Annotated in this window: 10 protein-coding genes; 4 read left to right on the top strand and 6 right to left on the bottom strand. The window is 45.4% G+C overall.

Annotated features, from left to right (window positions below; translation table 11 throughout):
- Window positions 1-131 precede the first annotated feature (131 nt).
- A complete protein-coding gene (recC, locus tag R7127_RS04355) occupies window positions 132-3,623 on the bottom strand; it encodes an exodeoxyribonuclease V subunit gamma (RefSeq protein WP_054574838.1) in 3,492 nt (1,163 codons plus the stop codon).
- A gap of 252 nt (window positions 3,624-3,875) precedes the next feature.
- Between recC and R7127_RS04350 the strand changes: the two genes are divergently transcribed.
- Entirely contained in the window at window positions 3,876-5,699 is a 1,824-nt protein-coding gene (locus R7127_RS04350) for a DUF3413 domain-containing protein (RefSeq protein WP_033905554.1), read from the top strand.
- Window positions 5,700-5,774: 75 nt separating this feature from the next.
- Here the strand turns inward: R7127_RS04350 and R7127_RS04345 are convergent, their stop codons facing one another.
- Window positions 5,775-6,749, bottom strand: a complete 975-nt coding sequence (locus R7127_RS04345; RefSeq protein WP_017636010.1) for a TDT family transporter — start codon at window positions 6,747-6,749, stop codon at window positions 5,775-5,777.
- A 109-nt stretch (window positions 6,750-6,858) separates the two neighbouring features.
- Between R7127_RS04345 and R7127_RS04340 the strand changes: the two genes are divergently transcribed.
- Both R7127_RS04340 and R7127_RS04335 read left to right on the top strand, forming a co-directional pair.
- The gene (locus R7127_RS04340) at window positions 6,859-7,785 is read left to right on the top strand and encodes a LysR substrate-binding domain-containing protein (RefSeq protein ID WP_017636009.1); all 927 of its coding nucleotides are present in this window, start codon (window positions 6,859-6,861) and stop codon (window positions 7,783-7,785) included.
- 128 nt (window positions 7,786-7,913) lie between these two features.
- Window positions 7,914-8,213, top strand: a complete 300-nt coding sequence (locus R7127_RS04335) for a YebG family protein (protein WP_005386503.1) — start codon at window positions 7,914-7,916, stop codon at window positions 8,211-8,213.
- Between the two features lie 57 nt (window positions 8,214-8,270).
- Here the strand turns inward: R7127_RS04335 and R7127_RS04330 are convergent, their stop codons facing one another.
- Window positions 8,271-8,867: a hypothetical protein gene (locus tag R7127_RS04330; RefSeq protein WP_152560880.1), complete on the bottom strand. Its 597-nt coding sequence runs from the start codon at window positions 8,865-8,867 to the stop codon at window positions 8,271-8,273.
- Window positions 8,857-9,471: an AHH domain-containing protein gene (locus R7127_RS04325; RefSeq protein WP_033905557.1), complete on the bottom strand. Its 615-nt coding sequence runs from the start codon at window positions 9,469-9,471 to the stop codon at window positions 8,857-8,859. The genes R7127_RS04330 and R7127_RS04325 overlap by 11 nt, the downstream gene beginning before the upstream one ends.
- Window positions 9,472-9,917: 446 nt before the next feature.
- Here R7127_RS04325 and dapD point away from each other — a divergent pair, with 446 nt between their 5' ends.
- Complete coding sequence (gene dapD / locus R7127_RS04320; RefSeq protein WP_005391708.1) at window positions 9,918-10,949, top strand: 2,3,4,5-tetrahydropyridine-2,6-dicarboxylate N-succinyltransferase; 1,032 nt, start codon at window positions 9,918-9,920, stop codon at window positions 10,947-10,949.
- Between the two features lie 81 nt (window positions 10,950-11,030).
- Here the strand turns inward: dapD and glpQ are convergent, their stop codons facing one another.
- Window positions 11,031-12,086: a glycerophosphodiester phosphodiesterase gene (gene glpQ, locus R7127_RS04315; protein WP_005380201.1), complete on the bottom strand. Its 1,056-nt coding sequence runs from the start codon at window positions 12,084-12,086 to the stop codon at window positions 11,031-11,033.
- A 56-nt stretch (window positions 12,087-12,142) separates the two neighbouring features.
- Window positions 12,143-13,507, bottom strand: a complete 1,365-nt coding sequence (gene glpT / locus R7127_RS04310) for a glycerol-3-phosphate transporter (protein ID WP_005380199.1) — start codon at window positions 13,505-13,507, stop codon at window positions 12,143-12,145.
- Window positions 13,508-13,688 lie beyond the last annotated feature (181 nt).

The raw sequence follows: 13,688 nt of genomic DNA, 5'->3' as shown, positions 1-13,688 counted from the left end.
ACAACTCAAATGAATTAAACAAAAGTATCATGGTCCCTCTGACCTTGTGGCCGTACAGCGAACGCCCTACAAAAAATAATGATTTTCTGACGGCCACCCTACTCTTCCTTCTCTTTATCCAACTTTCTTTATCACGCTTTTACATCATCAGCGTCTTGAACCGCTAAGCGCGCACCTTGCAGTACTAATGCTGTCAGCAAACGAACTTCTGAGGCCAACTCATCATTCCAAGCAGGCCAAATTCGAGAGATGTACGCATTACTGCCTTCGCCCGGGCTCATGAAGCCATCATTGAATGCGTCAGCCATTTTCTTCAAAGATTTCTCTTCGTCATCGACCCACTGACCGCGGCTAAAGCCCGCTTCAACACAAGCCAACGCCGTTTTCGGGAAATAAGGCATAGGCTTAGTCATGCCTTCGAAGAACAAGCGAACCAATTCAGTCAGTAGCTGTTTGGCATACTGCACATCGGCAATTTCTGGGTAGATCAAATGCAGCGCGCCTTCTTTACGATCGTAACCAATGATGTGGGTTTTCTTAGCATGACCCGACGCCGACATGGCAAGGTGATCGATCCACGCTGCAAGGTAATCCTGCGATCGAATCTTACCGCTTCGATAGCGAATCAAACCGGATTGGTAGCATTGAGTTAGCCAACCTGTTAGGCGAACGTTTTTCTCTTCGCCTTCATTTCGCTCAAACAAGGAATCAAACGTCAGGTCGATTTCCAAATCGTCTTGAGGCGCACCAGATAAAAACGCCAGTTTATCCACCAGCTCTTCCGCCTGAACTCGGTTAGTTTCAAATTCGATATCACCAAACGCCCCCACCGGCAGTTTGCCTTGCGCGCGCTGTTGACTCATAAAGTGTTTAAGCACCTCTGTTTTTTTCTCTGGCTGCATCAATGTCGTTTCAAGCAAGGTTTCTAACAGCTCATCACGCATTTGATAGCTTTCCAAACCACCTAAAACAAAGGGTTCGTCGTCTTCCATCACCGGTAGCGGCGGTTCAAAGATTACTTTTAAACGACGATTGAAAAAATACTGCACAGGTAAGCGCCAGAAACGTTGCAACTCGACTAAGTCGAGCTCAAGTGGGAACGTCGCTCCTAACAGATAGTCGTCTAATGCCCGATTAAAATCACGACGAACATAGCCTTGCGATTGACTACTTTGAGTCAATGCCGCTGGAATCCACTCTTTCGCGTAGCTGGCGTGCATGCCTTGGAACGCACTTGGGCTAAACGGCACCATGGCGTGGGTATTCACTAACGCATTTAATAAGTTGTCGCCAGACTCATCAACGGGCAACGCTTCATCACCACTTAGACAATAGTTTTGGTGACAGTATTCCATCAGCTCAGAAACCAGAACCGAAGGCACTCGCTCGGTGTTGTCTTGGATTGAACGGCCAACATAACTGATGTAGAGCGTTTGCTGTGCAGACAACATCGCTTCGAGGAATAGGTAACGGTCATCATCTCGGCGCGAACGGTCGCCCGGTTTGGTTCTTCCTGTCATCAAGTCAAAGCCTTCTGGCGGCATGGAGCGTGGGTACACGCCGTCATTCATCCCCAGTAGACAAACGGTTCTAAACGGAATAGAGCGCATCGGCATCAGGGTACAAAAGTTCACTTGACCAGCAAGGAAGCGCTGGCTGACTCGTGTGCCAGATAATTTGTTTTGAAGGTATTGGCTGATGATCGACGGCGATAACGCATCATCAAATGCAGCATCAGCTAATTGCTCTTTGAGTTGGCTGAGCGTATCGCGAATGGATTTGAGCGCCATTTCGCCTTCTAACTCAACTGAGAAGAAGTCATCCAGCAGTAAAACTAAAGTCTCTCGCCAACCATCAATAGTCTGAACATGAGAAAGTTTGCTTCGATAAGTGCTAATTTGTTGGATAAAGTGTGCCAACTTGCCCGCCAGCTCTGCGCCCATGCCTTGCACTTCGTTGTACGGAGACAAACTGCCTTGCTCGGTTTCAAACAAACCAGCGGATTCTGGCATCGCGTAGCCAAGCAACATGCGTTGAATACCAAATTGCCATGTGTTTTGACGAGTTTCCGGCAGTTCAAATTCGCGTCCGGTATTGGCATCCAACCCCCAGCGAATTCCCGATTCCTCAACCCATTGTTTGGCTTGTAAGAAATCATCTTCGCTGAGTTCAAAACGCTTTAATATCGCTGGAGTTTCCAGAAGTTCGAGTAGTTCTGATGCCAAACAGCGCGTATTGGGTAAGTTCACCAACTGCATAAATGCAGCCAGAATTGGGCTCTCTTGATCGGCGGTTCGGTCAGAAATCGAATATGGAATAAAACGCTCACCCGGCGCGTTACCAAAGACCGCCTGAATCGCAGAGCTGTAAGCGTTGATGTCCGCGACCATCACGATAATATCGCGCGGTTTTAACGTTGGGTCAGCATCGAACATCGCCAACAGTTGATCATGCAGCACTTCAACTTCGCGCATCGGGCTGTGACAAGCGTGTAGGCTCAGTGATTTATCACCCAAGCTAACCACTTGTTTGTGATGACTGTTTTCAATCTGTTGATCATCTTGATGTTCTTCAAGATTGAGAATATCCGCTTGCAATTGATGGAGCAGACTGTCGCGCTCAACATCAACAAAGGCTTCGATTTCATGAGATTCCAGCTGAGACAACAGATACATATTGTCGCGCCCGAGTTTACCCATGGATGCCAACAGACTGTTTCCGACCACATCGGTGTGCAGCTCATCGATCACATTATCTTCCAGTGATCCTTTCAGTTGCTCAGTTTCACCTTGCACTTCCGAGTGATCGTCCTGCCACACAACGTGCTGACGATGTTTCGCCGCCAAACGAGCCAGATATTTGCGATCTCGAACTTCACCCCAGTAATAACGACACGGGTTGGTGAACATCAGATGCACGTCGATGTGTTCACCAATTGCTTTTAGCGCATCCATATAGCGAGGCGGCAACGAAGAAATGCCAAAAACAAACAAACGCTTGGGTAAATGGTCAAAATTGCCGTTAAAACTCTCTAACGTGTCGATAAAGTGCTCATAAAGGTTGGCACGGTGATATGGAGACTGTCCTAATGACACAGTGTGATCATACAACGCTTGCCATAAGATCGGCTGCCACGGATGCTCATCTTCCAGCTCTGGCACACTCTGCCCTGCTTCCCAACTTGCGATCCACTCCGGACGATACACCAAGTAACCATCGAAAATATCGGCAATTTTCTCAGCCAGTTGATACAGCTTAGAGTGATCACTGTCATCTTTGAGGTACTGCGCTAACGGCGAAAACACGTCTTGGTTGAGAAGCCCCGGCAGCAGATGCATCAACTTCCAAGTCATCGCTTCTTTGTTAAACGCACTGCGTTTTGGCACGTCTGGCAACACCTGCGTAAACATTTCCCAAATGAAGGTAGCAGGAAGCGGAAAATCAATGTTCGCGGCAACACCAAACTCTTTGGCCAATTCCATTTTTAGCCACTGGGACATGCCCGGACTTTGAACCAGAATTTGTTCTTTTTCGAACGGGTTTTCCAGCGGACTGATTCGAATCAGTTCGACAAGGAGTGATTTAAGAACGTCAACTTGGTTGGAGTGATAAACAGTAAACAAATTGGGAATACCGAGCGCCGATTGAAACTGTTAGCTAGCTTAGCACAGCCCCATTTAAACCCGCAGTGATCTCGCGTTCGGAAAAAACAAAAGGTTATATATCACTCAAATAGAGTATGAATCTTCTGAATTTTCACATGTCAATCAAGTCTGACACTTCCATACAAAATGTGACATTCGTCGCAACTATTCCATAATAAAAAACACTGTTTTATACTCCCTCTACCCATAATTTATAAACAAACAAAAAGTATGTTTCGCAAACTGTCTTCCAACAGCGCTTGGCTGATTGCTTTTTTTGCTTGCTTTGCAGTGTACCTGTCGATCGCTTGTTATCCTTTTGTGTTGTCTAACAATCAGAATGAACCGCTAACCTTGTTGCAAGGTTACTATTTGGTTTCGACTCAATATGGCTGGCTGGGCTTGATCGCTCTTCCATTTATGTTGTTGAGTTTATTGCTCTCTTTTCTACCGACTCGAGTATTCAAAGGCATCGTGATCGCTATCGCGATCTGTCTATTGATTATGTTTAAAGTCGATATTCTCGTTTTTCAGCAATACAAACTTCACATCAACGCTCTATTAATCCGTATGTTTTTCGAAGGTGGTGATGATGTCTTCGATATTTCGTGGATGAGTTGGCTAATCTTCATCAGTGAAATTGCCGTTCTGGTGATCGGGCTCGCTTGTACCGTTTGGGTAAGTAATCAACTGGCACAAAGCCGAGCTAAGTTCGTTTTGATCAGCGTCTGGTTTGCTGTATTGCTTAGCACGCAGATGATTCATGCGTACAAAAACGCACTTTACGACGATGAAGTCAGTCAGTTTTCGAATAACTGGCCACTTTACTACCCGCTGACGGCTCGTAAATTTATTTACAAACACGACCTAGTGGATGAGAACATTGCATCGAAGAACCGCGTAGAGTTAACCAACATTGAACGTAGCTCACTCAACTACCCGCTTGCGCCGATTCAAGTGCAAAGCAAAGAGAAACAGCCCAATGTTTTGTTTATCTTGGTTGACGCGTGGCGCTACAGTGATGCGACGCCGGAAGTCATGCCAAATGTCAGCAAGTTCGCCGAAAAAACGGTGAATTTCACACAACATATGAGCGGCGGCAACTCAACTCAAGCGGGTATTTTCAGCCTGTTTTACAGCTTGCCAGCGACCTACTGGGAAAGCTTTTACGCAAGTCAACGCTCTCCTGTGTTTATGGATACGCTGCAAGCAGAAGGCTACCGCATGGGCATTTTTGGCTCAGCACCGCTCACCAGCCCGCCACTTTCTCGCACGGTATTCAAAAAAGTGTCGGACTTGACCCTGAAACAAACTGGAGAAACAACTGTCGAGCGCGATCAGCAGATAACAGACAAGTTCATCGAGTTCCAAAAGCAGGACAGCGACAAGCCGTACTTTGGTTTTCTGTTCTACGATGCCGCCCACGGCACGGTGTTTCCTGAACCTGAATTTGCGAAATTCAAACCATACTGGGAACGCGTTGACCACATTTTGCTCAACAACGATTTTGACGCTTCGCTTTACCACAATCGATACAAGAACTCGTTGTACTACATCGACAGCTTGATTGGTGATGTGCTGAAAAATGTCGACTTAGACAACACCATTGTGGTGATTTCATCAGATCATGGTGAAGAGTTTAACGACCATAAGATGAACTATTGGGGCCACACGGGTAACTACAGTGACGTTCAAGTACATGTGCCTCTTTACGTGTACATGCCAAATCGTCAGCCAGAGCAAGTTGATTACCGCACGACCCATTTTGACGTCGTGCCAACCATGATGAATACGCTGTTTGACGTTCAAGGCACAACGAGTTCATACAGCGTTGGTCATAACTTGTTTGATAGCTCTGCCTCTCGCGATTGGTATATTGCAGGCAGCTACTACAACTATGCATTGGTCGGCAAAGAACTGATGCTTGTGGTCAACCCTGGCGGGCACTCTCAGCAACTGAATCGCCAGTTAAAAGTCGAGAAAGAACAGAAAATTCCTGTCGATATCATTCGTCATTCTCTGGATGAGATGTCGCGATTTTACAAAAAAGGCTAGTGTCCAACATCGACGCCGATTGAAATAAAAAAGCCTCTTGGTTGTAAGACCAAGAGGCTTTTTCCTATCTGCTATTTAAGCGTGATGAGCGTGCATCAAGCGTGGCTGAATCAATAAGTTGTTGATGTATTGTAAAGCCACATAAGAGACAACAAATGTTGCCACAATCAACTCAAGACCAGCTAAGCCTCGCACTTGTTGAACATAGTGCGCAGCCAATCCTTGCAACTCCATCCAATTCGCCATTTTAAACAGCGCCGTCGCACCGATCACCATCGGGAAGGTAAACGCTGCATAGCCTGGGCTAAATGGCAGTCTAAGCAATTTAAAGAACGCGAGATATATGATGGCTGTCATCAATACCGCGATACCAAATAGCATAGCGATGATCACTGGTGATGGTGTCGCAGTGACCGTTAAGTACCCTGCCAATGATAGACTTGCTGGCGCCGCCATAATTGCCATGGTTGGTTTTGCTGCATCCGGAATTTCATGGGTAAACATGAAACGGTAAATCATCATCGGCAACATGATCGCGTACGCCACCATACCAAACATCAATGCACCTTGTGCCACTGGTGCTAACATAGGGTTGCCAGAGAAAGACACATCCGCAACGATGATACCCACAGGCGGTACAAACCAACTAGGAACCATGTGGTGCAATTCAAAATCTTTGGCGCGATGGTAAACAAAGCTCACCAAGAATACGATGTGCAAAACCACCGCAATCAGCCAAAGCGCATCGCCAGCTAATGGGTAAAAATGGCCGAGAGAGTTCGATACCACCATAGTGCCCATCGCAAATGTCGGAACCACGCTGCCCACAACCGGATGAGCAAGATCTTGTCTCAATAGATGATTATGTAGCAAAAACTTGGTTGCCAATATAGCCAACAATATGCTCGCGATACCCGCACTAATCCACTGTCCGTAGCCATGTAATTCGGCGAAGTTTTCCCAACTCCAGCCCAAGCTTGCAATACCAAGAGCCAAACCCGCCATTGGAGTTGGCGCTCCCATTACTTTTGCTTTTGTTCTTTGAATCATGATGACCTCAACCAGACTCACTCTTGATGAGACGTATAATACGCTTGCACTTCGTTCCGATATATCTAATTATTTAAAACAAACGTTCAGAATTACTTAACGGTGGAGTATGGCAAGTCACATTTCTCTTAAACAACTGAAAGTGTTTACGACGATCACGCAGCACAAAACGCTCACAGCGGCTTCTGATAGTCTCTTTTTATCGAAAGCCGCAGTGAGCATGGCACTCTCAGAATTAGAAAAGCAGATCGGCCATCACTTATTTGATCGTGTTAATAACCGACTGATTTTGAACCAAGAAGGTCAAAAACTACTGCCACTGGCGGATGAATTACTCAACCGAGCCAAGGACATCGAGAGCATTTTCGATGGTGACCAAGCGCTATCGGGCCAACTTCGCATTGGTGCCAGCGACACCATTGGCAACCAAGTCGCGCCCTATTTGCTTAGCGAATTTCGTCAGCAAACGAACCATCGTTCTCAAAGTCTGTTCATTTCTAACTCCGCACAAATCTGCGACATGCTGACCGATTACGAGTTAGACATAGCCCTCATTGAAGGCAAAACACTTCACCCTGAATTGCAGTCTACCCAGTTTAGCGAAGATGAAATGTGCGTGATTTGCGCGCCCAATTCCCCAGCCGCGCACGAAGGGCCAGTAAACTTAACCGAGCTAGAAAACAGTGAATGGATATTGCGAGAGGCAGGCTCTGGTTCACGCGAATTTTTTATGCGCGTTGTCGCGCCGCGCTTGGAACATTGGCATGAAGCTTTTCAGCTCAATACCACCGAAGCGTTGATCAACTCAGTATCGGCAGGGTTAGGCTTGGGCTGTTTGTCACGTTTGTCTGCAGAACCTGCTATTCGTGACGGCCGCGTAAAACTGCTCGACATGCCTTTAGATATGAAACGTCGCTTCTGGTTACTGGTTCATAAAGAGAAATATCAAAGCCCATTGCTCAAAACGTTTATCGAATTTTGCCAAGATTGGGAGCGACCAACAAACCTTCCTTTGGCGGACAAATCCGCAAAGTGAAACCAAGATAGTTTAAATGCTAGTCAGTTAGTTGTACGTGTCTCTCATTCTGAGGCTTGTCGCTAGACTTGATTGGTCAAAAACTGTATAAAAAGCCAGTATCAATACACCAAATTAGGGGACCAACCATGGCTGTAATCGTCAAGTACGTGGTAGAACGCAATGGAGAAGAGAAAATGACTTTTACCTCTAAAGCGGAAGCTGACGCATACGACAAAATGCTGGATATGGCAGACGAGTTATTCTCACTGCTGGGTAAAAGTGAACTTCTAGAAGACGAAGGTAAGCAAGAAGATCTTGCAATGTACCTTGCGCAAAACAAAGAAGAAGTGCTTTACGCTCTGGGTGCAAAACGTAAACCTGCACCAAAAAAAGCAAAGAAGCTTGAAGCTGTTGAAGAAGATAGCGAGCAAGAAGACGCTGCATAAGCCTCTCATTTGTTTAGAAAAAACGTCGCATTATGCGGCGTTTTTTTATTCCTGAAGTTAAACACTCTCTATTTCATAAAAACTAACCCCGGTAAACTCGTTTTTAGTCACTAGATTTAAAAAGCTATTGTCGATATTTGAAGTATAGATGCTTATTGGAGAACCACTTAATTTGAAGAGCCTCGGGGTTGAAACTTTAGCACGATCAATAACAAAACGCTTATATGGTCTAGTTCTATGAACTCTGCCATTTGGCTTGTAGTTTATCTCGCACAGTTCAGTATGTAATGCATCCAATTTAGAAGTCACATTAAGTGCATACCAAATGGAGTTATCCACATTTACAGGTAGGAATTCACAACAATCTCCGAGCGTATCTTTGAACAAGCTCGCAATATCATGGCGAACTACGTACGTACAGCTACCCCAGGCAGCAATCATTGGTTTTATTAAGTCATCGGAATCATCATGCCGGAGCCAATCAAGTGTCAATGGTTGCCAAGTTGATATTTTTGAAGCTCCATTGAATATTGGTAAAACTTCATTATTCACGTCGTCTAAACCCAATAGGCTCGTGTGCTCTAGATATAAATATTTATCCACATCTGGCTGAATACCAAATACCTTAGTAAAAGTTTGTTTTTTAAACTGCAATTTCATTCGCCCTTATTTTTCTGGTTATTGGAAACATGCCCATTTTCAAGTCGTCTCCAATATCCTCTAAAACCTCAACGATATCTTCTCTATCTGCATCCTGAGCAATCGTATTTTCAAGTAAATGTTCAACGTTCAAATAGTAAAATGAAGTATGGATACAGGAGTGAGAATAAGCTTCAACCATTTGCGAATGGGGCACATGTTTATTCCATCTTGGTAAAAATACACCATTTTCCGCACTATCTATATCGATTCGAAATGCTGATAGCCTCATTCTGGACTTTGCAGCTCTAATGTCTTTCCATGATACAATATGATGAGCAGCTACATTCTTAGGACGACATTGCCCTGTTTTTTTAAGGATGTTTTTGGCCAAGCGATAACTATGGGCCTTATTATGCTCCCACCTTATATGTTGATTAAGTAAAAGATCATCTTTGGATATCACCCCTCTCTTATACTTAATAGAATCTATCACTGAACCTGCATAAAATATTTGAAATTGCGAAGCTTGCTTGGAAGCGAATAACTTATCACCAGTCACATTAAACAAATCTCTTTCCAGCTCAGACGTTGTAACCGTAACGACTTTTTTACCCATACTGATCTCATTGAAAATGCTTAAAAACGTAGATCAACCTTAATATGAATCAATATGAATATAAAGGATTATTTATCTCAAAACCGAGCCGCCTCAAGCTTGCGCCAAATTTATTTGAACTTATACGACACCTTGTTCTAAACAATTAAAAACATACCTCTGTATCTCGAAAGAACTCGCCAGAATAGGAAAACGCCCTTTCTTTCTAGAGCCGAGACAAGAAACTGCCTTCTATCGTTTCAGCAAAACTCCCCCAATAGACCACCTCGTAGCCACATTTCTCATCAGACAAACATATCTCTAAAAAGACAAAAGGTATCCATCTACGGACTTTCTCCATTTCCCCTCTTTAAACTCCCCAACACTCTCTTTATGATGACTGACAACTTAATTATTTCTTGTCAGTGAACAGACGAGACACAAGACTCAACACATGGAGATCAACTATGGCTTTCTTCTCTCTAGCCTTTGGTACGGCAACTAAAAACCGCGACGGCAAAATCATCGAAGCGTTTTTCCCAAACCCAGTTCTTAACCCAAGCGAAGCGCTTGTTAACGCACTAGCAGCAGTAGCAGGTTACGAGCAAGGCAACCAAGCTATCGAGATCTCTGCAGCACAAAGCGCAGAACTGGCAGCAGCATTTGAAGCAAACGGCGATGCGGCAAACGCTTCTTTCGCAGCAAAAGCAGCAGAATCAGCACAACCACTTGTACTGGTTATCCTTGCAACTGACGAGCAGCCACAAAGCGTTGCTGAAGGCTTCCTAAAACTTCAACTTATCTCTAACCGCCTAGTTCAACCGCACGGCACGGTACTAGACGGTATCTTCGGTCTACTACACAACATCGCATGGACTAACGAAGGTCCAATCGACCTACCTGAACTGGCAGAGCGTCAAATCGAAGCTCGCCTAGCGGGTCGTGCACTAAGCGTAGATTGCGTAGACAAGTTCCCTAAAATGGTGGACTACGTGGTACCAACTGGCGTTCGTATCGCTGACACTTCTCGCGTACGTCTTGGCGCACACGTTGGCGAAGGCACAACGGTAATGCACGAAGGCTTCATCAACTTCAACGCAGGTACAACTGGCGTGAGCATGGTTGAAGGTCGTATCTCTGCTGGCGTAGTGGTTGGTAACGGCTCTGACATCGGCGGCGGCGCATCTATCATGGGTACGCTATCTGGCGGCGGTAAAGTTGTGGTTTCTATCGGTGAAAACTCTCTACTAGGCGCGAACGCAGGTCTTGGCTTCCCAATGGGTGACCGTTGTACTATCGAATCAGGTCTGTACGTAACTGCTGGTTCTAAAGTGCGCATGCTAGATTCTGCAGGCCAAGAAGTAGAAGTTGTGAAAGCCCGCGATCTTGCTGGTGTTTCTGACCTACTGTTCCGTCGTAACTCTGTAACAGGTCAAATCGAGTGTCTTGCAAACAAGAGCGCGGTTGAACTGAACAGCGAACTGCATAAAAACAACTAATTCATTCGTGAATTAGCCCTACGAAAAATCCCCCAGCAGGAAACTGTTGGGGGATTTTTTAGCTTACAGCAAAATGCGTGATTACTGATTTAAAAAGCTGACCGCTTTATCTGGGAAATCAGTAAACAAACCATCCACTTTTACTTGGTTGTAGTACACATCCATCATGCCTTCAAAGCTGTCAGTGTACGCTGGAATGCGTCCTGGATCGGCGCGGAACGTGTATGGATGCACTTGCAAGCCAGCGTCTTTTGCAGCCTTCATCAACGGCTTGATGATGATATTGTCTTTGGTTGACTTATCATCCACCAGCATCGGCTTCCAAGGTCCAATTCCTTCCGCGTAACTCGCTACTTTCTTCATTCCGTCGGCTTCGAACATCCAGTCATAACTGTATGGTGTTGCCTTGTCGCCTTTGTACACCATAGTTTCGTTCCAGTCCGTGTAAGCCATAAGCTGAACGAGCTTTAAGTCCATGTCCATTGCAGGCATGAGTTCACTGTTGATGCGTTGAAGTTCATTCGCATCAAAACACTGAAGGTAGACTTTGTCGTCTTGAGAGCCGTAACCGTACTGCTTCAAGACTTTAAGTACTGCTTTAGAAATGTCCTTACCTTCATGACGATGGAACCAAGGCGCTTTAATTTCTGGGTAAATACCGATGTCATAACCCAGCGTTTTGTTTAAGCCTTGGATCAGCTCAATCTCTTCAGCAAACGTCGGCACGGTGAAGTCAGATTTCCACATAGGGAATCGGGTTGGATAGCCCGCTACTTTGTTGCCTTTCTCATCGATGTTGAACCCTTCGGTAACTCGCAAGGATTTGATTTCCGCCAGAGTGAAATCAATCGCGTAATAACGACCATCTTTACGTGCACGATCAGGAAAACGCTCCGCAACATCCGTTACGCGATCGAGATAATGGTCATGCAACACGACCAACTGGTCGTCTTTCGTCATTACCACATCTTGCTCTATGTAGTCAGGTTTCATTGCGTAAGCAAGTGCTTTGGCTTCTAGCGTGTGCTCAGGCAAGTAGCCCGATGCGCCACGGTGCGCAATGACAAGCGGCTTCGCAATCGCACCAGCAGAGAGGCTAAGTGCTAAAAAAGTAAGACATACTGACTTTGTTTTCATTGTTATTTCCTTGATAAAGCGAAGAGGCAGTATTCCACTGCCTCTTTAAATAAATATTACGCTAGCGCTTCCTTCTCACGCTCTTTTTGCTCGTGGTGCGCACGTTCACCTAAGAAGGCGTACATCAAACACACGATAGAAGTAATACAAGAACCCACTAAGATGATAAAGCCACCATCCCAGCCAAAGTGGTCTACGGTGTAGCCCAAAATCGCGTTTGCGGCAACTGCCCCACCCAGGTATCCAAACAAACCAGTAAGACCAGCGGCAGTACCTGCGGCTTTCTTCGGAGCGAGTTCAAGTGCGTACAAACCGATCAGCATAACCGGACCATAGATTAGGAAGCCAATTGCAATAAGCGCCATCATATCTACTGTTGGGTTGCCTGCAGGGTTAAACCAATAAACCATCACTGCAACTGTCACTAACACCATAAATAAGATACCAGCAGGTGCACGACGACCTTTGAACAATTTGTCAGAGATCCAACCACACAATAGTGTTCCTGGAATGCCAGCCCATTCGTATAAGAAATAAGCCCATGACGATTTATCTACCGAGAAATCCTTCGCTTCTTTTAGGTAAACAGGTGCCCAGTCCAGTACGCCGTAACGAATTAGGTAAACAAATGCGTTTGCAATTGCAATCGACCAAAGAAGTTTGTTGTTGAAGACGTATTTGAAGAAGATTTCCTTCGCTGTCATTTCTTGTTCATGGGACTTGTCATAGTCATCTGGGTAATCGTCTTTGTATTCTTCAATAGGAGGCAGACCACAAGACTGAGGGGTATCGCGAACCGTCATCCAAACAAACACAGCAACCAACGTGGCGAAAAATGCAGGAACATAAAATGCAGTGCGCCAATCATCGTTAAATGCCCACAGGCCAAGAATAAATAGTGGACCAATCAAGCCGCCACCCACGTTGTGCGCCACGTTCCAAACCGAAACGATCTCACCACGCTCTTTACGTGACCACCAGTGCACCATGGTTCGGCCACAAGCAGGCCACCCCATCCCTTGGAACCAACCGTTCAAGAAAAGCAAAATGAACATCGCAGTGACGCTACCAGTCGCCCATGGCATAAAGCCAAAGCAAAACATCACTAATGCAGACATCAATAGGCCGCCACTAAGGAAATAGCGAGGGTTGGAGCGGTCTGAAACGCTGCCCATTAGAAACTTAGAGAGACCATATGCAATGGAAACAGCTGCCAAGGCGACACCTAAGTCTCCGCGGCTAAAGCCTTGCTCGATAAGATAAGGCATCGCCAAACTGAAGTTTTTACGAACTAGATAGTAACCGGCGTAGCCAACAAAGATACCGATAAAGAGTTGCCAACGGAGGCGAGAGTAGGTGCTATCGATGCTGCCAGGGGACAGACGATCAATGTGCGCCTTAGGTTTGAATATTCCAAACATAGGAACCTCATTATTTTGTATGCGATGGTAAAAACACAAAAGGAGCGAACGAAACAAAATAAATCTTCGTTCGAAAGTTCATGAATTGTATGGAGTTAGGATTTTATTTCTGTGACAAATGTTGCACATGGATTAAATATAAGTAAATACAGTAAATTATATGAGCATTAATTAGATCATC

Origin of the sequence: Vibrio sp. 1159, assembly GCF_033340395.1 — a bacterium.
GTDB lineage: Bacteria > Pseudomonadota > Gammaproteobacteria > Enterobacterales > Vibrionaceae > Vibrio > Vibrio alginolyticus.
The sequence above is the reverse complement of the archived record's forward strand: the minus strand, read 5'-3'. Positions and strand labels throughout refer to the sequence as shown.